Raw genomic sequence first — 21717 nt, 5'->3', positions numbered from 1 at the left:
TTTTCAAAAATATGAAAAAATTAAATTTTTTATTTTCATTTTTTCTTTTTGCGTATATAATATAGGCAGGCTAAAAGGAGGAATACTATGGCTAAATTAGATTACATTAAAGAAGCTGTCATCAAACGCAACCCAAATGATGTGGAATTCATTCAGGCTGTTGACGAAGTATTACTTTCTCTGGAAAAGGTTGCAGAGAAACATCCGGAATATATAGAAAAAGGTGTATTTGAGCGCATCGTTGAGCCAGAACGTCAAATCATCTTCCGTGTGCCTTGGGTAGACGATCAGGGAAAACTACAAGTGAATCGCGGTTATCGCATTGAGTTTAACTCCGCTATCGGACCATACAAAGGTGGTCTTCGTTTTCATCCAAGCGTAAATATATCAATCATCAAATTCTTAGGATTTGAACAAATTTTCAAAAATTCTTTGACTGGACTGCCTATCGGCGGAGGCAAAGGCGGAAGTGATTTTGATCCAAAAGGAAAAAGTGATGCTGAAGTTATGCGCTTTTGTCAAAGTTTCATGACTGAATTATGCAAATATATCGGTCCTAACACAGATGTTCCAGCTGGCGATATTGGTGTTGGAGCACGTGAAATTGGATATATGTTTGGACAATATAAACGCATCCGCAATGAGTTTTGCGGAGTCTTGACCGGTAAAGGTTTGAAATGGGGCGGTTCTTTAGTAAGAACAGAGGCTACCGGTTATGGCCTTTGCTATTTTACAGAAGCTATGCTGCAAGATAAAGGTAACTCCTTTAAAGGAAAAAAAGTTGTTATCAGCGGTAGTGGAAATGTAGCTATTTATGCAGCGGAAAAAGCAACGATGCTAGGTGCCAAGGTCATCGCTATGAGTGACTCCAGTGGCTACATCATTGATGAAAACGGCATCAATTTAGATGTTATGAAAGAAATCAAAGAAGTTCGCCGCGGACGCATTTCTGAATATGCAAAAAGCGTGAAAGGTTCTGTTTTCCATAAGGATGGTCGTATTTGGAATACCCCTTGCGACATCGCACTCCCATGTGCTACGCAAAATGAATTAAACAAAGAAGATGCTGAAACATTAATCAAAAATGGTGTTATCGCCGTATGCGAAGGTGCTAATATGCCAACAACGCCAGATGCGATTGATGTACTGATGCAAAATCACATCCTGTTTGCTCCAGGTAAAGCAAGCAATGCCGGTGGTGTTGCCACTTCTGCATTAGAAATGTCACAGAATTCTTTGCGCCTTTCTTGGACAGCAGAAGAAGTGGATGCTAGATTAAAAGATATTATGGAAAACATTTATAAGACAGTGAGTGAAACAGCAAAAGAATATGACGCTCCTGATAATTTTATGGTTGGCGCAAATATTGCTGGTTTCATTAAAGTTGCGGATTCTATGATTGAACAAGGTATCGTTTAATCACCTATTCTAAAAAATCCCCTACACTTGCCCTTCGCTAGTTGGCAGTGCGGGGATTTTTTTTGAGCTTATGTATAAGACTTTTTTCAAATGGATGCTTAAATTTATGATTACCTATTTTGCTTTGGTTAATAGGGCATTTATCCATCGCCCGATTGTTTTATTATATATATAACTAATGAAAGAACATAGCGCAAACGTAGCTAGGATTGCCCCTATCGCATATAAAATTAAACGACTATCGTTCGCATGTTCCGCACTATGAAATACCGTTTTCTATAAGAATGGTCGAATATATTCATTTTCATGAAGTAAATAAACACCGAAGGTTGTTGCGGCAATCGTATTTATCATCTTAGAATGCTTAATATTTAAATTTTTGAATCCTATAAATAAGAAGATTGAACAAAACAACATCGTAATGGAATCTATTCTTGCAAAATAAGTAGCATAATCACTAAAAATAGCAATTTTTGTACCAATGATATCAAATAGTACACAAGATCCTAAACAGAAAACATATCCTATTGCCCCAATCATTAAACTGTGATCAAAAACTTTATTTGTCAATGCATATAAACGTATTCGGGCAGCGATGATATATAACAGAAAAAACCACATAAGGGTAGATGTCATACGTGCTGCCATAAACGTAGGCAGAATCGAACATATGACGATTAACAATAAGATGAGATGATCCAATTCCCTTTTAGATAAAGCATAAATTAGTTTATTGATATATCCGGATAGCAAATACATCATGAAATAAGATGTCGCAAACCACCACATGTTATAAGGTATCGGAAAGATATTCTTTACGACTTCAAAGAAGTTGAAATCGGTACCGGCAATAGCAAATATAAGCATGATGATAATCGCATATATAGAAATATCCATCCACAGCTTCACCGCTTTTTTTACTTTGAATTCATTCTTTACCAAAAAATAACCACTGATCAATACGAATAAGTTAACGCCAAGCTGACCCCCATATGATAAAAATTGAATGAAGACGCTATTCATTGTTATCGTGGATGAAGGATACCGAAAACCACTATACAACGCAAAATGATGACATATGATCAACAACATGCTGATGATTCTTAAAATTTCAAAATTCGATAATCTTTCCATGGTTTTTTTCATAAACAAAATGTCCTTTCTGCTCTACAGGATACGAGCATGTTTCTTATTTGGAATGGCTTATTCCATATCAAAAAGGGAAACAATTTCATCATAAGACATATGATAAATACTGCCTTCATTTTCTTCTACAAAATGATCTGATAAATCTTTCTTCATCTTCTGCAATGTTTGTATTTTTTCTTCAATACTATCTTTCATAATCAGCTTGTAAACCTGTACATTCTGATTCTGACCGATGCGATACGCACGATCAGTTGCTTGATTTTGCGCAGACACATTCCACCATGGATCAAAATGTATAACAGCACTTGCTGCTGTCAAATTCAATCCGGTTCCCCCGGCCTTTAAAGATATTAGGAAAACATCTGTCAAACCATTTTGAAACTGCTGTACCATATCGCGGCGCTGTTGTTTTGTATTGTTGCCTGTCAGCTTCAAATAAGAAAAACGACGCTTGATAAGTTCCTCTTCCAAGATATCTAATACAGATGTAAATGATGAAAACAACAAGACTCTTTGATGATTTTCCCGTAAAGTTTCTAACAAATCCAAACAATATAGTAATTTACTACTTGCAGTAGTGATGTTCTCATATAGGATACGCGGTTCACAACAAATCTGACGAAGTCGCGTTAACATGGCAAGAATCGCAAATTTATCCGGACGTTCCATCTGCAGATGTTTGCTTAATGCTTGATTGACCTGAGATAAATTTGCCAAATATAGTTTCTTTTCAGTATCTTCAAATGGAATCATGAGCGTATGTTCAATTTTATCTGGTAACTCTTTTAAGACCTTGCTTTTGGTACGTCTTAAAATAAACGGTTCCACCATCTTTTTCAGTTTCATTTGTGTTTGCTCATCATGATTTTGTACAATATTCTTTTCGAAATGTGTTTGAAAATAATGATAATTAAACAAATATCCCGGCATTAAAAAATCAAAAATGCTCCATAATTCAGCTAATGTATTTTCAATCGGAGTACCACTCAATGCCAAGCGATGCACAGCTTTAAGCTGTTTCACACATTCCGCATTTTTCGTCTTTTGATTCTTAATGAACTGTGCTTCATCTAATACAAGATAGTAAAAATGAATGGTTTCATACTGTGTAATATCACGTTTTAAATAATCATAAGATGTTATCAATACATCATATTGTGAGAAAGATGCTATTTGCATGCATCTCTCTTTGGCATTTCCCATAATGCATTGTACACGCAAATCCGCCTGAAATTTCTGCAATTCATCTTCCCAATTTAACACCAAAGAGCTTGGAGTAACAATCAAGGAAACCTGTCCTTCTTGCTTCATTGTTTCTAATAAAGCAATGACCTGCAAAGTTTTTCCTAAGCCCATATCATCTGCTAAAATACCACCGAAATGATAATGGTGCAATGTCTGCATCCATTTCACACCTTCTTTTTGATAATCACGCAGCACATGTTCATAACGAGAAGCAATGTCCGCTAGCTTGATATCCTTTTTGTGATATTGTGAAAGATAATCTACATAGCTTTGCTTCGCTGTAATATCGACATCATGATCTTGCTGTAAAACATCTTCCATATGAAAGCTGCGATATGCTGGCATTTGTACACTGCCTTTTTTAATATCTTTTAAATCAATTGCTAAATCATCTAATAAAGCATTGGTTTCTTCTAGCTCTTTTCCTTCTAAAGATAATAAGCGTCCATCCATCAGACGATAATATTTCCGTCTCTTTCGATATGCCCTTAAAATATCATATAACTCATCCGCTGTAACATCAACACTGGCAATATCAATCTGTAAAAGATCATTTGACATGCCAATGCCAACACTTACATGCATGGCCATAGGTTCATTGATGCTCTTTAACGCATCGGATACAAAGATATCACAATAACGGCTTAAGTATGGTAAGCCTTCCTGTAGAAAGACTAATGTTGTATCCTGCTGTTGGCTTAGATAAGCAACATGTCCATCATAATCAATCGTTTGTGCATATGCCTGTACGCATTCACATACCAACTGTACATGCAAGAGTTGCTCCTTCACCGTATCATCAAAGCCATTCACTATGGTACCATCAGGCATGTGTGCTTTGATGCGGATACTAATTAATCCTTGCTCATCCATATCCGCAAATAGCTGTATATAGTCTTCTTCCATATAAACAGGCAGACATTCTTTATTCTTCACCGTAAGATAGCCTTTACACTGTTTTATGATATGGCCTTGAAAACGACGAATATCGTTTTTACCAATCCAAAAATCTTCTTCTAGTAGTTGTTTTAATAAAGAAACGCTGTAATGATTCATCGTTTTACGAATCAGCGTCTTTTCCTTAATTTTATACACATGCTCTTTCCCCAAGATCATATTGCGTTTGGGGCTTAACAGAACAATCTGATAATCCTCATCCTTAGGAAGTATTTCAATGCACATCTTTCCTTTTTCTTCCACAAGATTAAAATCACGATACTCCCTTGGTATATCCAGCATCTTGTCATAAAAAGCATCCAGTTTTTCTTCTTGTATCCGCATTTCACGTCCTGAATAATAATAAAGATGATCGGACATATTCTCCTTTAATAGTTGAATAAGCTCTTGTGATATTACATCAAATTGCTCCATCGTATGAGTAAAAGCTAGCTCTTTTCCATAACTGATATATTCTTCATGAGCGATAGCTTCCAGAAATTCCTGTATTCTCTTAACGATGTACATGCGTTTACGGCCTTTGCCAATTTTTAATGAAATATAGCAATCCCTTAAATGGCTTCCATATTCACTATCTATATTCTCTAACTGCACATATAAATGGATATCCTGATGTCCTTGCAGAATAGGAAACTGTTGATCCTTATGCCACTGCTCATCCAGCCATTCATGCGCTTTCTCCATAAGACGCTTACGCTGTTCAAGTTCTAATTGACGCCGATATTCCTCGTATTCACGCAACCGTCTTGCCTTACGTTCTTCATATCGCTGTAATAGGCTATTTTGCTGTTTTTGCTCTTCTTCATTATTTCTGGTTTGCTGATATTCCTGATAACGAAGTAAGAATTTCTGTCTTTGAAAATGATAAGGGAACATACATGGCTCCATAATAGAGATGATCATCAACACTTCACCAACGTGAGCACAGCCACTTTCTTGCGTACAAAAAGGGCAACTACATTCATATGCCGTCACATGATAATTTTCATCTATGGTAATGGTAATATGATTACTATAAACATCCTGATTTATATGGGCGTCCACATGATATTGTCCGGATGCATCACATAAAACGACCATGCTTTCTATATCAGCAGCCTTCAGATATTTCTTTGCCAAAGTATAATTTTGTACATTACTAACGACACGTTTTATTTCCTCTTTCGTTATCTGCATATATACCCTCCATGCGCTTCTTGTAGGATACTCAAATGTTTAATAAAACGCACATGAACCATGTGCGTATAAAGTTATTTATTATCCGTTTCCATGTGACGTCTAATGATCGAACTGATTAATTCTGCAGCCAATTTAGGGTCATCATTACAAACAATATATTTATAATTATTCACCATCTTCATTTCTTTTCCAGCTTTCGCCAAACGCTGCTGTACAACCTCTTCTGGCTCACTTCGACGACCGCGAATTCGATTTTCCAATTCTTCCATACTCGGTGGAATAATAAATATTGTTAAAGCATCTGGACATTTTTCTTTTACTTGCGTAGCCCCCTGCACTTCGATTTCCAAAAGGACATTTTTTCCTTCATTGCGCAGTTTTTCTACCTGTGACATGGGAGTGCCATAATAATTGCCAACAAATTCAGCCCATTCTAAAAGTTCACCATGTTGGATTGCCTCTTCAAATTTTTCCTTCGTAGTGAATATGTAATCAACGCCATCCTGTTCACCAGCTCTTGGTGATCTTGTCGTCATGGAAATGGAATATGCCAATTTCAATGACGCATCATTCATAAAGTAATTACGCACGGTTCCCTTTCCTACTCCACTAGGACCACTGATAATAATTAACAGACCTTTTTTCATTTGCACACCCTCTATTCTTTATACTTATTTTACTAGTAGTGATTTCGCTTGTCAAACATGTTTTCGCTATTTTCTGCTTTTATGCTATAATGTTACTCACGAGGTGATAAGCATGGCAATTGATGGATTATTATTAAGACAGTTACGAATAGAAATAGCGCAAGCTTTACCAGCTAAATTATTAAAATTGCAACAAATAAGTGATACTGAATTATTATTTACATTACGTACCCAAACAGGCAATCAAAAACTGTTAATCTCTTTGCACAGCGTTTATAATCGTATAAATTTCACAAAAGAATCCTATACGACAATGGAGGTTCCCAGCAACTTTTTAATGTTGTTGCGAAAACAGATTGATGGCGGCATCCTCCATACCATAGAACAACTTGGTCTTGACCGTATCCTCCATATGGAGTTGGAAGCACGCAACGAATTAGGTGATATTCATAAAAAGCACTTATATATTGAATTAATGGGCAAATATGCCAATATCATTTTGGTAGATGAAGATGGACGCATCGTTGATGCCTTAAAACGTATCCCGCCGTTTGAAAACAGTAAACGTACCATTTTACCCGGTGCAGTATTTACCTTGCCAGAGCCACACAGTAACAAACAAGACCCATATCATCACGGACCATTTGATGCCGAAGAATCTTTCAGCAAACAGTTTCATGGCTTTTCCCCACTCTTGTCTAAAGAGGTACAATACCGCATGCACAAAGGTGAGGCATTCGACGATATTTTAAAGAAGATTCACGATTCCAACACTTTATATATTAGCGATGTTAAAGATCAGGTTTATTTTCATTGTATTCCACTTACACATCTAACAGATACGTATCGTCAATATCCTTTAATGCATGGCATGGATATTCTGTTTTATGAAAAAGAAGAAAAAGTGCGCATCAAACAACAAAGTCAAGATTTATATCGCAGTGTCAAACGCGAGTTGCATAAAAACACCTCAAAGCTCCCAAAACTTAAGCAATCTTTAGCTGAATCTATGGATTGTGATAAATATCGAGAATATGGGGATTTATTATTTGCTTATATGCATGAAATTGAGAAACAACCGATAATTACGCTGCCCTCTTTTGAAACAGGAGAAGAGATTGCGATTCCTATCGATATGCGTTTTGATATAAAAGGTAATGCCAATCGTTGGTATCAGAAATATCATAAAAGCAAACGAGCACAGAGTATTTTAAAGGAACAAATCGCTTTGTGTGAGAAAGAGATTGCATATTTTGAGGCTATGGAAACGCAATTATCGCAAGCTGGTGTTCAAGATGCCATTGAGATACGGGAAGAATTGGTAAAACAAGGGTATTTACGTGCACAGAAAAGTCGTATCCGGAAAAAGAAAAAGCAAGAGCTTCCTCATTATGAAACGTTTCTATTTGATGATTATCGCATATATGTAGGTAAAAACAATTTGCAGAATGACTATGTCACATGGAAACTCGCACGAAAAAAAGATACATGGTTGCACGCAAAAGATTTGCATGGTGCTCATGTCATCCTTACTTTAGAACAGCCAAATGAAGCTGCTTTACGGACTGCGGCCATGTTAGCTGCCTGGTATTCTAACGGGCGCTATTCCTCCAGTGTTCCAATCAATTACTGCCAACAACGACAATTAAAAAAGATTCCTGGCAATAAAGGAAGCTTTGTATCCTTAACGACCTATAAGACCATTTATATCGATCCAGATGCAGCCGTCATTCAACGATTGCTAGATGAACACAGAGAAAACAAAAGAAAATAGCTTTTTCACGGCATTGTCAGCTAAAATACATGCTGTTGATTAGAGCATGCTATGCATAAGTGATAATATCTTACTTTATGCAACTCATGAACTCTTTTACCATTTAGGCATAAAAAATCATACAGTGTAAAACAACAAAATGAATATGCTAGTAAGAATGCTATCCTACTTAAGAACACATCAAAAAAGTGAACAGGATACGATCATGTGTCCTCTTCACTTTTTTTCACTAGCTTTATCTTTACCAAAACACATAGTGCTATTGTTCCAACCTTTATTTACGTAAGCACTTTTTAAACCATCATACTATGAATTAAAATAGCAATGATAGTTACTATCATATGCAATAATATGCCTCTCAAATATTGATACTTATCACTATAATAAATATATATGATGTCGTTCACATTCGGCAATCATATCATCGCTCCACTGTGATACCTGCACCTCACCGATATGTGCTTTATTTAAAAGAATCAAACATATTCTTGATTGCCCAATCCCTCCACCTATTGTAAGCGGCAATTCATCATGTAACAACATTTGATGATAAGGCAAAGTTAAACGTTCTTCACAATCAGCTTTTTTCAGCTGTTCTTGTAGTGCCTTAGCATCTACACGAATGCCCATACTGCTAATTTCGACAGCACAATCCAAAATAGGATAGTAAATAAGAATATCTCCATTTAATGACCAGTCATCATAATCCGGTGCACGTCCGTCATGTTTCTGCCCACTGGATAAAATATCGCCAATTTGCATGATACATACTGTTTTATGTTCCTTTGTAATCGTATATTCTCTTTCTTTAGGTGTCATATCCGGATAGCGATCTTCGAGTTCTTGTGCGGTAATAAAATACACATCCTCGCGTATAAACGGTTCTAAATTTTCAAAGATGATATCCAATTCTTTCTCTGTTTCTTTAAGCGCCTTCATAATATTATGCACTGTCATTTTTAGGAAATCAAGATTACGATCATGACGATCAATAATTTTTTCCCAATCCCACTGATCAACATACGTGGAGTGCAGATTATCCAAATCTTCATCACGACGGATGGCATTCATATCCGTATAAATACCTTTTCCATAGCCGATATGATAACGTTTTAATGCCATTCGCTTCCATTTAGCAAGTGAATGGACAATCTCCATTTCATCTTCATCAATCTCTTTAATATCAAAGCCTACTGGACGCTCAACACCATTTAAATTATCGTTTAATCCACTACTTTTTCTTACATACAGCGGCGCCGAAATGCGCATAAGATTCAAATGATGAGCCAATCTACGTTCAAATAAATCTTTTACATATTTAATGGCAACCTCTGTTGAGATGACATCTAATTTATTTTCATAATGTGATGGAAGGATCAAATCCTTAACTGCCATACTATCAACTCACTTTCATGTCTTTTATTATACCGCATTTATGTTACAAAATATATCTTTTTTTGAAATTTTTTACAATCAATTTTTACATATGTTTCATCCACTTTCTTACTATATGCAACAACCTCTTTCATCATGCCAGAGAAAAAGCAAACAGTCTCAATTATACTGTCTGCTTCTTATTTTCTTATTTTAAAACAGCACCTTCATCCGCCGAAGTTACAAGACGTGCATAGCGATACAGCCAGCCTTCTTTGATTTTCGCTTCTGGTTTCACCCAAGCATCCATCCGTTTTTGCATTTCTGCTTCATCAATCATCAGATTGATCTTACCGGCATTGATATCGATGCTGATGGTATCTCCCTCTTGAATGATGGCAATCGGGCCATGCGCTGCGGCTTCCGGTGATACATGTCCGATAGCTGCCCCACGAGTTGCCCCAGAGAATCTTCCATCCGTAATCAAAGCGACTTCTTTATCCAGTTTCATACCAGCCAATGCACTTGTTGGATTCAGCATCTCTCGCATGCCCGGTCCACCTTTTGGTCCTTCATAGCGGATAACGACAACATCGCCTTTGACAATTTTTCCCTGATAAATAGCATCAATAGCATCTTCTTCACTATCAAAGACACGGGCACGGCCTGTATGCACCAACATACTAGGATCCACAGCGCTGCGCTTTACCACACAGCCTTTTGGTGCTATGTTACCAAATAATACGGCAATGCCACCGGTAGGTGAATTAGGTGTATCAATATCCTTGATGATCTTATGATCTAAATTGACAGCCTTAGCTAAATTTTCTTTGATTGTCTTGCCGGTTACGGTCATTAAAGAATCATCAATCAATTGTTTCTTCTGCAATTCTTTCATAACTGCCTGTACGCCACCGGCACGATACAAATCTACGATATGATCCGGTCCGGCAGGTGCTAATTTACACAGATTTGGAGTTTTTTGTGATACCTCATTGATTACATCCAGATCAATATCCACATGTGCTTCTTTTGCAATTGCCAAAAGATGCAGCACCGTATTTGAGGAGCAACCTAATGCCATATCACAAGCCAATCCATTGCGTAAGGCCTGCTCATTTATGATATCTCTAGGCTTGATATCTTTTTCTACCATATCCATGATAGCCATACCGGCTTTTTTAGCTAACTGCATGCGAGCCGAATAAACAGCTGGTATGGTGCCATTGCCAGGCAAGGCAATTCCCAACACTTCACATAGACAGTTCATCGAATTCGCTGTAAACATACCGGAACAAGATCCACATCCTGGACAAGCATTTTGTTCAATATACGTCAATTCTTCTTGATCAATCAGTCCTGCTTTTTTCGCTCCTACCGCTTCAAACATGGTCGATAAACTCATATCTTTGCCTTTATCATTACCAGGCAGCATCGCTCCTCCACTCATGACTACAGCTGGCAGATTCACACGCAAAGCGCCCATCAACATACCAGGAACGATCTTATCGCAATTCGGTATAAGTACCAAACCATCAAACCCATGCGCATTGGCCATGGTTTCTACACTATCCGCAATCAATTCACGAGATGCTAAGGAATACTTCATTCCAATATGCCCCATGGCAATACCATCACATACACCAATACTAGGCACCATGATCGGCGTACCACCTGCCATGCGAATACCGGCTTTCACGGCCTCGCTAATCTTATCCAAATGCAAATGCCCCGGAACAATTTCACTATACGCACTGACAACACCGATCAAGGGACGATTTAATTCTTCTTCGGTTAATCCCAAAGCATAGAAGAGGGAGCGCTGCGGCGCGCAGGCATCTCCCTTTAAAACTCGATCACTTGCTCTACTCATCCTTCTTCACCTGCTCTTCTTATTTTTTTAACCAGCTCATCATCTTACGCAGCTGTGCACCAACCTTTTCTGATGGATGCTGTGCATGGACACGGCGCATTGCCAAGAAATGGGCACGGCCTGCGGATTTATTTTCGGTAATCCAATTACCAGCAAAGGTTCCATCCTGAATCTCAGCTAATACTTTCTTCATTTCTTTTCTTGTATCTTCGGTAATCAAACGTTTACCAGTTACATAATCACCATATTCCGCAGTATCAGAAATTGAATAACGCATCATTGCAAAACCACCGCTATTAATCAAATCAACAATCAGTTTCATTTCATGGATACATTCAAAATATGCCATTTCCGGTTCATAACCGGCTTCAACCAACGTATCAAAACCAGCCTGCATCAATTCACAGACACCACCACATAAGACAGCTTGTTCACCGAATAAATCAGTTTCTGTTTCTTCTTTAAAGGTAGTTTCTATGATGCCGGCACGACCAGCACCGATTCCACTTGCATAAGCCAATGCATATTCACGTGCTTTACCGGTTGCATCCTGATGGATGGCAATCAAAGAAGGTACCCCTCTTCCTTCTAAATACTGACTGCGAACGGTATGTCCCGGACCTTTTGGGGCACACATGGTAACATCGACTCCTTCCGGTGCGACGATCTGATTAAAATGAATTGCAAAACCATGGGCAAACATCAACATATTGCCTTCTTCCAAGTTTGGTTTAATATCCTTTTCATAAATATCCGGCTGATTCTGATCCGGAGCCAAGATCATTACAACATCGCCTGCTTTTGCGGCATCTGCGGTATCCATAACTGTTAAGCCAGCTTCTTCTGCTTTGGCACGACTCTTAGAGCCTGGTCGCAAACCTACAACGACCTTGACACCACTATCCTTCAAGTTTTGCGCATGCGCATGTCCCTGACTGCCATATCCGATAATAGCAACCGTTTTTCCTTTCAATAAATCCAAATTACAATCTGCATCATAATACACCTTTACCATATCTTTTTCCTCCTGTTCTGGTAATTCCTATCTTATAGCATCAAAAGATGCTTGAAAAGACTAATCGTTTCTGGATAATTCCATCGCCACACCACCGGTGCGGCTGATTTCCACAATCTTATAATCTTGTAATTCTTCAATGAAATAATCAATGCTTGCCGGTGTATCTGTCAATTCCACGACACAACATCCCTTTTCGATCAACTGACAGCGTCCTCCAAAATCTTTTACTGCTTTTAAGAAGTTATCCTTTTGATCTTTATTTACCTCAACCTTGATCAATACAACTTCACGGATAAACAGTAGATCCTCTGGTATCTCTTCAACTTTTTTAACATCCTCTAATTTGGCCAGTTGCAATTTGATTTGATTGATGATTCCCTCATCTCCGCGTGTTGTAATCGTAATACGCGAAAACTTAGGATTTTCCGTTTCACCAACCGATAAAGTATCAATATTAAAGCCTCGTTGTCCAAATAGATTGGTCACTCTGGTCAGCACACCGAAGTGATTTTCCACAAGTAATGAGATTACTCTTCTCTCCATTCTGTCCACCTCCTAGTTTCCATATAAGATGATATCCTTACCACTTTTTCCCGGTGGAATGATCGGATATACACAATCATCTTTATCGATCCAACAATCGACGATGCATGGCACTTTACTGCTCAATGCTTCTTTCATAACCGGTTCAATATCCTGATGTGTTTTAATACGTAACCCTTTCCCGCCAAATGCTTCTGCAAGCTTGACATAATCTGTCTTACGTTCAATGCTTGTATTTGAATAGCGATGGTCATAAAATAAGGTTTGCCATTGTCGTACCATACCAAGTACGGTGTTATTAAAAATCAGAATAACAATTGGCAACTGTTCACTGACAGCTGTTGCCATCTCATTCATATTCATATGGAAACTGCCATCTCCACTTACCAATATAACCGGACGATGTGGATTTGCGACCTTTGCGCCAATAGCTGCGCCCATACCATAGCCCATGGTTCCTAAACCACAAGAGCTAATAAAACTACGCGGACGTGAAAATTGATAATATTGCGCCATGATCATTTGATGTTGACCAACATCTGTCGCTATGATGGCATCTTCTCCGACAATATTGTGTAAGGTCAAAGCTAAATCGCGTGGATCTACTTTATCATCACCTCTAGGTTTTGGTAAGTCTTTCTTATCTTTAAAAGCTTTTAAAGTATCTGTCCACTCTTTATGCTTTGTTTCCGGCATACGGGCAATCATTTTTTTCAATATATAGCGAGCATCGCCAACGATCGAAATATCGGTTGCGACATTCTTAGAAATTTCCGAAGCATCGATATCAAAATGAATAATTTTGGCATCCTTACCGAATTCTTTACGATTGCCTGCTACACGATCAGAAAAACGCGCACCGATGGCAATGATCAAATCGGTATTCAAAGTTGCATAATTAGAAACAGGGGTTCCATGCATACCAATCATGCCTAAGTATAAATCATAATCATAAGGTACGGAGGATAATCCCATCATGGAACAGCATACTGGTATATCCATGTGTTTAGAAAATTTCAATAGCTCTCTTGTTGCATTTGAGCTGATCACACCACCGCCGGCATAGATCATTGGCCGCTTAGCCTGCCGAATCGCTTCCAATGCTTCTTCAAATTTTGCATCATCAACCTTTGGCAGCTTACGAATCCGAAATCTTGGCAGTTTTACATATTCAGTAAGCGCCGCTGTGACATCTTTTGGAATATCAATCAAGACCGGTCCTTTTCTTCCTGAATTGGCAATTACAAATGCTTTTCTTACGACATATGCCAGATCTTCAACATTTTGTACGATAAAATTATGCTTTGTGATTGGCATCGTGATTCCAGCAATATTCACTTCTTGAAAGGAATCTCTCCCTAATAAATCATTCGGCACATTACCTGTAATGGCAACAACAGGAATACTATCCATATAAGCTGTCGCAATTCCCGTAACTAAATTCGTAGCACCCGGGCCACTGGTTGCCAAGCACACACCGGTTTTCCCGGTACTTCTGGCATAACCATCGGCGGCATGCGCAGCACCTTGTTCATGTGATGTAACAATATGATGTATATCATCACTTCGCTCATATAAGGCATCATAAATATTTAAAACGGAACCTCCTGGATATCCAAATATGGTATCCACTCCTTGATCAATTAAGGCTTGTATCAGTATTTGCGAACCATTCATCTTCATGTGTGTAAACCTCCTCACAACTTTCCCTTACCATCTTTATCCTTAATAACACCTTAAAAACGGGTTATCATCAATTATTATTATTATTATTCCATTGTAATTTCATAACCTTTCTGTTTTAATGCTTTGATTAACGCATCCCCATGTTCTTTACTGGAAACCTCAACGGCCACATGGATAATTGTTTCATTCAAATTCAAATCCGCTTGAATGCGATCATATTGAACCTCAATGATATTGGCATTTGCCTCTTTGACGATGTGAGCAAAATGTTCCAGACTTCCCGGTACATCTAACATTAATGTTTTAAACTTTATATTACGACCTCGTGTTACAAGGCCTTTTTCTACGACCTTATGAATAAAGGAAACATCAATATTACCTCCGGACAACACACAAACGACACGTTTTGCGGTAACATCCATCTTATGATTCAGCACCGCTGCTAAAGAACTCGCTCCGGCCGGTTCTACTACCAACTTTTCGCGTTCTAACAAAAGCAGTATCGTTGCGGCAATCTCATCATCACTGACACTCACCATTTCATCGACATTTTCCTGTATGAGCTTTACTGTTTTTTCACCGGGGTTCATAACAGCAATTCCATCCGCAATCGTATTGACACGTTTTGTTGAGCAATGCTTCTTTTGCTGAAACGATTGAACGATTGCATCAGCGCCTTCCGCCTGTACCCCGACAATTTTGATGCGCGGATTGATTTGTTTTGCATAATAGCTAATACCGGCAAGTAATCCGCCTCCTCCCGCAGGAACAACGATCATATCGACATTAGGTAAATCATGACAGATTTCATAAGCAATTGTCCCTTGTCCAGCGATCACATCCTCATCATCGAAAGGATGAATAAAGGTTGCCTTTTTTTCTTTTTGTAAACGCAAGGCCTCTTCATAACATTCATCATAATTATCACCAGCGAGCACGACATCAGCACCATACCCTTTGGTTGCCAACACCTTCGCAATCGGTGTGCTTTTGGGCATAACGATCGTTGCATGCATACCTAGCTTACTGGACGCATAACTGACCCCCTGTGCATGGTTTCCAGCTGAGCTCGCTATGACCTCGTTGGTTTTTCCCACTTCTTTCAATTTCGCCAATTTATTAAATGCTCCGCGAACCTTAAAGGAGCCTGTCTTCTGACGATTTTCACATTTTAGAAATAAATCACAGCCGCTCATCGCCGAAAAAGTTTTCGAGCTTGTGACCTTAACGTTATGGATATTCCCCTGCAACCTCGCGGCTGCCATCTCGACTTCCTTGCTATTCATAAGACTTCCTCCTATTTAATCAAAAAAGCAGCACATTTTCTCATGGCTGCTTTTCTTTCGTTCTCTTACGCCCTTGTACATACGACAAAAGTGATCTGTTGGTGAGTGACTCATCATATGAGTCTTGAAAGAAAAACAGACTTACTTAGGACTATGAGAATAATAATAATGACGCTAATCGTTATAGTCACCATGAGTCCACTTCCTTTCTATTGCCTCACTCAAGTTACTGATTGCATATAGTTTAAATCTTTTTTGAAACGTTGTCAATGATTTTTGATAATATTTTCAATAAAACTGTAAATTATTTACAGTAATTCATGAAAATTATATTTTATTTATTCATTTTCTTTTCAAAACACTTTCTCTTCGGTATAATAAAGACAATTCAGGAAGTGAGGCGTGCCTATGTATAAAGAAAGTGCTAAGCTAGTTTTATATCGCAATTTTGGAAATGACAGTATCTTTCAACAGTTATGTGAAATTTGTCGTGATTTTGATGAAGGACAGAATAAGGAAAGTGTCTTAATTGAACGTATCTATGTACAAATCAAAGCTCTTTTGGATCTTTCAACGAGTTATGGCTTTGATGATAATTTATGGCATAATTATCTGACATACCTATTACTGATGAATGAAAATTCTTTTTCTTTAGTCAGTGAAAAACGAGGTGCTCAACAAGGGAGTGTGAATCATTTCGCGAAAAATGATTTTAAAATCTTTAAAAACTTGTTTGATTATGATTTTTCAAAAATGGAAGAAACCCTGCAAATCGATTGTTTCACCATCATCACCCAGTATCATGCCATTGAAAAAAAAGAACGCATGTATAATAAAAATGTCTCTGAAATGGTCCGCAAGATCAGTAAACAAATTGAACAAGCCAAAGATGAAGAAGATATCTTTCACATCATTACCGACTTTTACGCCCAATACGGCGTCGGTATGTTTGGTCTGAATAAAGCCTTTCGTATACAACCCAATATTGATGGCAGTGTAAAGTTCTTACCAATCAATAATATGGAAAATGTATATCTAGATGATCTCATCGGCTATGAGCTTCAGAAACAGTTGCTTGTGGATAATACAAAAGCTTTTGTGGAAGGACGTAATGCGAATAATGTATTATTATATGGTGACAGCGGTACCGGTAAATCCACATCCATTAAGGCAATCGTCAATGAATTTTACAAAGATGGATTACGCATGATTGAGATTTATAAGCATCAGTTCCAAAATCTATCGGCCATTATCTCACAGATTAAGAATCGTAATTACCGTTTTATCATTTATATGGATGATTTGTCTTTTGAAGAGTTCGAAATTGAATATAAGTTTTTAAAAGCCGTGATTGAAGGCGGTGTCGAAACTAAGCCAGATAATGTACTCATTTATGCCACTAGCAACCGACGTCATCTCATTCGGGAAACATGGGGCGATCGCAGTGATATGAGTCAAGATGAGCTGCATCACAGTGATACCATGCAGGAAAAACTATCCTTGGTTGCTCGCTTTGGTTTAAGTATCTGTTATGAGCGCCCAAATCAGAAAAATTATTTCCACATTGTAAAAGAATTGGCAAAACATTATCCTGAAATTACTTTGACAGAAGAAGAATTGCTTGCCGAAGCACGTAAATGGGAATTGAGTCATGGCGGTATGAGTGGTCGAGCGGCACAACAATTGATGAATGATCTGTGTGCAAGAAGCACGGTTGAAAAAACCTAAGCATTCTTTAAAATAAAATTGACTTTTGTTCAGCATATCGTTTCCAGTATAGCAAAATGTAAAAGGAAGTTACAAACGCATCCATGCACGTTTAAAACTTCCTTTTTTAACATCGTAGTTTCTATGTTGGCGATGAGCTTACAACTTAAAATCGTTGAATCAGCATAAAAAGGGATCCATCCATGGCAATGGCTTGACCTATTGCTGTTTTCATACGCTTTAATGTTTCTTTAATATCACTTTCATACCCTGTTGTATAGCGATATCCGGGTTTTTTAACCAATTTCTGATAAAATGCACTTTTCCTCAACTTAGACAGACGTTCATACACGGATAAAAGCAACTCCTTATCCTCCACCACCATCCAATATCGTTCATTCTCATCCTGACGCAGGATAAAACGCACACTTTTCTCAATACTCTTTGTAGTTAACATTTCCCATATACGAAAGAAATCTTCAAAACGACATATGAGTATTTGTTTACTGATTGCTTTTCGATCAATTTCAAAGTGCCATATATCATAATACGAATCGTTTTGTTCAGCCTCAATACGCTCTAGGGCATGTACGACATCTTGTTCTACCACATATAGTTCTTTCATAAGGTTCTCCATTTTCTTAGCTTGTATAGACAGGATGATATCTTGCAATAAGCACTCTTTAGATTCATTTGCCATACAGCTATTTGATTATTCATAGGTGTAATAGTAATCATAGGATGATAAATTTTGTGTTTTTGTTAAAACAATTCCTAATATCTTTGATCGGCTGCGTTCTAATTGCCGTATCGAAGATAGTGCTATGTCTTTTTTTGTATCTTTCATGGATATGACAAAAATAGTTCCATCACTGACATTACTTACATAAAAAGTATCACTGATCATACTGATAGGAGGACAGTCCAAAATGATGAAATCATATTGTTTGGATAAAGCCTGCAGCAGCTTCTTGAATTTGGATGATCCTAACAATTCTTGAGGATTTGGCACTTTACTTCCAGATGTCAAAACGGAAATAGCATTCTCACAATCCGTTACTGTAACTTCTTGAATATAAGTGCTTAAATCCGGCTGTTTATCGATAAACACCAGCAAATCAGATAAGCCTACTTGATTACTGATTTGAAAATAACGATGCATTTTCGGTCTGCGTAAATCGCAATCGATGACCAATACCTTCTTATACTTTGCCGCATACACTTGCGCAAGATGAAAAGCCACTGTTGATTTTCCTTCATTCGCACAGGAAGACGTAATATTAACAACTTTGATCGGTTTTTCTACTGCGGAAAACTCGATGTTCGTTTTCAATTTACGAAATGCTTCCATGTTATCAAATTTATAGGTATTTTTATTTTTTGACATATGCTTTGACCCTCCTTTTGATGCTTTTTCTTGGATGATTCTCTTGGTTTAATTCATCGACAAAAGGAATACTTCCCAACACCGGATAACCAAAATATTCTTCCGCCTGATCACTGGATTTAATGCGATTATCAAGCAAAAATACCAAGATGAAATAAATATAGGATAAAGCAAAGCCAAAAATACCGCCTGCAATACTATTCAATTTAATGTTTGGCGAAATATAATGCGTTTGTAAGGTAGCTTTATCAATTACTGTGATGTTATCTATTTCACTGATTTTCATCATTTCTTGTGTAAAAACAGCAATGGTCTCTTTCACAATGTTTTGGGATAAATACGGGTCCTCACTATTTGCCCTTATGGTGATGATATTGGAATTATCTTCGACATTTGTTTGGATAGCTTTGCTACATGTACCATCCGCCAAATGCAGCTTTTTATCTACCTGTGACAAGACGGTTGTCCCCTGCAAGATTTTTTCATAATCTTTTACCAAATTACGATTCGTAATGACGGTTTGATTATCAATAATTCCTTCCGAGGTTGTCTTTGGTTTTAAATATATATTGGAATCACTCGCATACTTCTTTGGCAATATACACAAAGAAACGACCATTAAAAACACCATACACAGCAAAGTACAAAAGAGAATGACTTTGTAATGCTTTTTAAATATCCCGATTAAATCATTTAAGCGAAGCTTTATTTCTTTTTCATCCATTTATTACACCTCTATATCTTTCTGATACGCGATTTGCGTTAAAACAACAAAACCAGTCAAATCTTCAACTTCATCCTTTGATTGAAATGTATTGTGCTGGCGCTTTCGTATGTAGAAAACAAGCAAGATGAGGAAAGAGGAACTTAGGGCACATAAGAGATAACGAACTATGCTCTCTTGGGTGGTCTCTTGATGCTTTGCTACTTCTTCATTAATTTTATACAATGTTTTATTATGCTTTTTAAAATCCTGCAAGATGCGTTTTTCAATACGCTTGTCTATTTTTAAGACATCCTGTTGCTTTTCAGCTTGAATCGATATATGTAAAACACTTCCGCTACTTTTTGCATGATATTTGACCGTTTTCACATGCATCTTTTCCGCTATCTCCATATGAGCGTCATCACTATTGATCATATAGCTATAATCTGTTAATAACCCCTGATTGACAAGAATCGTATTTGCATTCACTGAAGCATTAGGACTGATTTCATTTTGCAAATAATATGCCACATCACCATAATAATCATCACTTATTTTATATTGACTTGCAAAGATCATCACCGCTATAAGCATAATGGTTTGCAAATAGTATTGACGTTGCTGCAGGATATCTTTTATATCCGCTAAAAATTTTTTAGGCAGCTTAATACGATGGTGCCCTGTTTCTATTTCTAAAGGCAATAATACGAAGATAATCAACCCATTTGCCACGCTTAATATTGGGTTCATTAATGAGAAAAAGCCAATGGCAAGCATGCATATGATACAGGCTCCCTTCTGCATGCTACGATATCGTATCTGCTTTAAAAAGCAACGGATGCTCAATATATAAAAGGTCACACCGATACCGCCATAGTATGCAAAATCGTCTAATATTTGACTATGTAAGCTAATGAGCCCTTGAACATTGCTGTGATGTCTTCCTATGCCAAAGAAGGGATGGGTAATGAAAGTATGCAAGCTGTCTTGATACAGTGTAAGACGACCAGACATCGTGATTTCTGATTGAAATTGATTATCCAACATATGTAGGATTTCTAAACCACGTTTCTTGATCATCTCATCCGGTATTGAAGAAACTAAAGCATTGCAGCCATTCATGATCGCATCGGAATTTATCACAAAATAGAGAAGCAGTATGCCAAAGATAGCCAATATACATAGAAAAAGTTGTTCATTTCGCTGTCTCAAATAATATAACAGCATGCCTATCAAACTACATGTACATATGATGATTGATATCATAGAGGAAGACAGAATAATGGTAAAATAGGTACATAGAGCAAGAAGCAAATGTAAATAACGAATGCGTGTTTTGATCGTTAAGTAACGATGTAAGAATAACAGACATAAGACGATTTCCCCTAATAGCTCCGTGGTGGTAAAAATATTTAATTGTGTGACGTTACCTGCAAATTGACCACCTGTTACATATTTTGATAGATATGGATCTTGGATGAGTTGAATGAAATTACTGAACATATTGATAATCAGAATTCCATAGAGCACTCTTTTGCATGTATTTTTTTCTGCCATTTGCATATGATTGCGATAATAATCATAAAAAATTATACATAGCCAAAAGGTCAGACAAGTATACAAATTTCCGATATTATTATCTGAGATGTGTAAGATTTGTAATAACATTAAATAAAAGATCCAAAAAAGCAGAAGCAGATGCATGAGACGAAAAGTCAAAAAATAAGTTGCATCGTGCAAGAAGGCTGTCACAAACCATAACAGCAG

The 21717-nt window shown here is 37.5% G+C and carries 16 protein-coding genes; 3 read left to right on the top strand and 13 right to left on the bottom strand.

Going from position 1 to position 21717, the window contains the following annotated elements:
- Window positions 1–87: 87 nt before the first annotated feature.
- Window positions 88–1419 carry an NADP-specific glutamate dehydrogenase gene (gene gdhA / locus ACESSZ_RS03465; RefSeq protein WP_008687874.1) on the top strand — a complete coding sequence of 444 codons (1332 nt, stop codon included), beginning with the start codon at window positions 88–90 and terminating at the stop codon, window positions 1417–1419.
- 276 nt (window positions 1420–1695) lie between these two features.
- Here gdhA and ACESSZ_RS03460 read toward each other — a convergent pair whose 3' ends face one another.
- The 3 genes from ACESSZ_RS03460 to gmk all read right to left on the bottom strand — a co-directional run bounded on the left by ACESSZ_RS03460 (window position 1696) and on the right by gmk (window position 6596).
- Window positions 1696–2565, bottom strand: a complete 870-nt coding sequence (locus ACESSZ_RS03460; protein ID WP_499842686.1) for an acyltransferase family protein — start codon at window positions 2563–2565, stop codon at window positions 1696–1698.
- 57 nt (window positions 2566–2622) lie between these two features.
- Window positions 2623–5946, bottom strand: a complete 3324-nt coding sequence (locus ACESSZ_RS03455) for a DEAD/DEAH box helicase (RefSeq protein WP_008687870.1) — start codon at window positions 5944–5946, stop codon at window positions 2623–2625.
- A gap of 74 nt (window positions 5947–6020) precedes the next feature.
- Entirely contained in the window at window positions 6021–6596 is a 576-nt protein-coding gene (gene gmk, locus ACESSZ_RS03450) for a guanylate kinase (RefSeq protein ID WP_008687868.1), read from the bottom strand.
- A 112-nt stretch (window positions 6597–6708) separates the two neighbouring features.
- Here gmk and ACESSZ_RS03445 point away from each other — a divergent pair, with 112 nt between their 5' ends.
- Entirely contained in the window at window positions 6709–8370 is a 1662-nt protein-coding gene (locus ACESSZ_RS03445; RefSeq protein ID WP_008687867.1) for an Rqc2 family fibronectin-binding protein, read from the top strand.
- Between the two features lie 378 nt (window positions 8371–8748).
- On the opposite strand, the gene asnA is transcribed toward ACESSZ_RS03445, so the two are convergent.
- The 6 genes from asnA to ilvA form a co-directional block, all read right to left on the bottom strand.
- Entirely contained in the window at window positions 8749–9765 is a 1017-nt protein-coding gene (gene asnA, locus ACESSZ_RS03440) for an aspartate--ammonia ligase (protein WP_119983584.1), read from the bottom strand.
- A gap of 187 nt (window positions 9766–9952) precedes the next feature.
- A complete protein-coding gene (gene ilvD / locus ACESSZ_RS03435) occupies window positions 9953–11617 on the bottom strand; it encodes a dihydroxy-acid dehydratase (RefSeq protein WP_119983585.1) in 1665 nt (554 codons plus the stop codon).
- 19 nt (window positions 11618–11636) lie between these two features.
- Window positions 11637–12632 carry a ketol-acid reductoisomerase gene (gene ilvC / locus ACESSZ_RS03430; protein ID WP_008687856.1) on the bottom strand — a complete coding sequence of 332 codons (996 nt, stop codon included), beginning with the start codon at window positions 12630–12632 and terminating at the stop codon, window positions 11637–11639.
- A gap of 60 nt (window positions 12633–12692) precedes the next feature.
- Window positions 12693–13178: an acetolactate synthase small subunit gene (gene ilvN / locus ACESSZ_RS03425; protein WP_008687854.1), complete on the bottom strand. Its 486-nt coding sequence runs from the start codon at window positions 13176–13178 to the stop codon at window positions 12693–12695.
- A gap of 12 nt (window positions 13179–13190) precedes the next feature.
- Window positions 13191–14861 carry a biosynthetic-type acetolactate synthase large subunit gene (ilvB, locus tag ACESSZ_RS03420; RefSeq protein ID WP_119983586.1) on the bottom strand — a complete coding sequence of 557 codons (1671 nt, stop codon included), beginning with the start codon at window positions 14859–14861 and terminating at the stop codon, window positions 13191–13193.
- Between the two features lie 86 nt (window positions 14862–14947).
- Complete coding sequence (gene ilvA, locus ACESSZ_RS03415) at window positions 14948–16150, bottom strand: threonine ammonia-lyase (protein ID WP_119983587.1); 1203 nt, start codon at window positions 16148–16150, stop codon at window positions 14948–14950.
- A 408-nt stretch (window positions 16151–16558) separates the two neighbouring features.
- On the opposite strand from ilvA, the gene ACESSZ_RS03410 reads away from it, so the two are divergent.
- Complete coding sequence (locus ACESSZ_RS03410) at window positions 16559–17878, top strand: ATP-binding protein (RefSeq protein WP_119983588.1); 1320 nt, start codon at window positions 16559–16561, stop codon at window positions 17876–17878.
- A 145-nt stretch (window positions 17879–18023) separates the two neighbouring features.
- On the opposite strand, the gene ACESSZ_RS03405 is transcribed toward ACESSZ_RS03410, so the two are convergent.
- The 4 genes from ACESSZ_RS03405 to ACESSZ_RS03390 form a co-directional block, all read right to left on the bottom strand.
- A complete protein-coding gene (locus tag ACESSZ_RS03405; protein WP_008687849.1) occupies window positions 18024–18482 on the bottom strand; it encodes a hypothetical protein in 459 nt (152 codons plus the stop codon).
- Between the two features lie 87 nt (window positions 18483–18569).
- The gene (locus tag ACESSZ_RS03400; protein WP_008687848.1) at window positions 18570–19244 is read right to left on the bottom strand and encodes a CpsD/CapB family tyrosine-protein kinase; all 675 of its coding nucleotides are present in this window, start codon (window positions 19242–19244) and stop codon (window positions 18570–18572) included.
- Window positions 19231–19968, bottom strand: coding sequence for a YveK family protein (locus ACESSZ_RS03395; RefSeq protein ID WP_119983589.1), 738 nt, complete (start codon window positions 19966–19968; stop codon window positions 19231–19233). Before ACESSZ_RS03395 ends, ACESSZ_RS03400 begins: the two co-directional genes overlap by 14 nt.
- 3 nt (window positions 19969–19971) lie before the next feature.
- Window positions 19972–21507 (bottom strand): O-antigen ligase family protein, encoded by a 1536-nt coding sequence (locus ACESSZ_RS03390; protein ID WP_493343309.1) that lies wholly within the window; start codon window positions 21505–21507, stop codon window positions 19972–19974.
- Between the last annotated feature and the right edge of the window lie 210 nt (window positions 21508–21717).

The organism is Eubacterium sp. 3_1_31 (genome assembly GCF_964249515.1).
Lineage (GTDB): Bacteria > Bacillota_I > Bacilli_A > Erysipelotrichales > Erysipelotrichaceae > Longicatena > Longicatena caecimuris.
This window is presented reverse-complemented; position numbering and strand designations above follow the sequence as displayed.

Bases quoted from the DNA above. Each gene is read 5' to 3' on its own strand.
- gdhA (WP_008687874.1), top strand. From the start codon at position 88: ATGGCTAAATTAGATTACATTAAAGAAGCTGTCATCAAACGCAACCCA.
- ACESSZ_RS03460 (WP_499842686.1), bottom strand. From the start codon at position 2,565: ATGAAAAAAACCATGGAAAGATTATCGAATTTTGAAATTTTAAGAATC.
- ACESSZ_RS03455 (WP_008687870.1), bottom strand. From the start codon at position 5,946: ATGCAGATAACGAAAGAGGAAATAAAACGTGTCGTTAGTAATGTACAA.
- gmk (WP_008687868.1), bottom strand. From the start codon at position 6,596: ATGAAAAAAGGTCTGTTAATTATTATCAGTGGTCCTAGTGGAGTAGGA.
- ACESSZ_RS03445 (WP_008687867.1), top strand. From the start codon at position 6,709: ATGGCAATTGATGGATTATTATTAAGACAGTTACGAATAGAAATAGCG.
- asnA (WP_119983584.1), bottom strand. From the start codon at position 9,765: ATGGCAGTTAAGGATTTGATCCTTCCATCACATTATGAAAATAAATTA.
- ilvD (WP_119983585.1), bottom strand. From the start codon at position 11,617: ATGAGTAGAGCAAGTGATCGAGTTTTAAAGGGAGATGCCTGCGCGCCG.
- ilvC (WP_008687856.1), bottom strand. From the start codon at position 12,632: ATGGTAAAGGTGTATTATGATGCAGATTGTAATTTGGATTTATTGAAA.
- ilvN (WP_008687854.1), bottom strand. From the start codon at position 13,178: ATGGAGAGAAGAGTAATCTCATTACTTGTGGAAAATCACTTCGGTGTG.
- ilvB (WP_119983586.1), bottom strand. From the start codon at position 14,861: ATGAAGATGAATGGTTCGCAAATACTGATACAAGCCTTAATTGATCAA.
- ilvA (WP_119983587.1), bottom strand. From the start codon at position 16,150: ATGAATAGCAAGGAAGTCGAGATGGCAGCCGCGAGGTTGCAGGGGAAT.
- ACESSZ_RS03410 (WP_119983588.1), top strand. From the start codon at position 16,559: ATGTATAAAGAAAGTGCTAAGCTAGTTTTATATCGCAATTTTGGAAAT.
- ACESSZ_RS03405 (WP_008687849.1), bottom strand. From the start codon at position 18,482: ATGAAAGAACTATATGTGGTAGAACAAGATGTCGTACATGCCCTAGAG.
- ACESSZ_RS03400 (WP_008687848.1), bottom strand. From the start codon at position 19,244: ATGTCAAAAAATAAAAATACCTATAAATTTGATAACATGGAAGCATTT.
- ACESSZ_RS03395 (WP_119983589.1), bottom strand. From the start codon at position 19,968: ATGGATGAAAAAGAAATAAAGCTTCGCTTAAATGATTTAATCGGGATA.
- ACESSZ_RS03390 (WP_493343309.1), bottom strand. From the start codon at position 21,507: ATGGCAGAAAAAAATACATGCAAAAGAGTGCTCTATGGAATTCTGATT.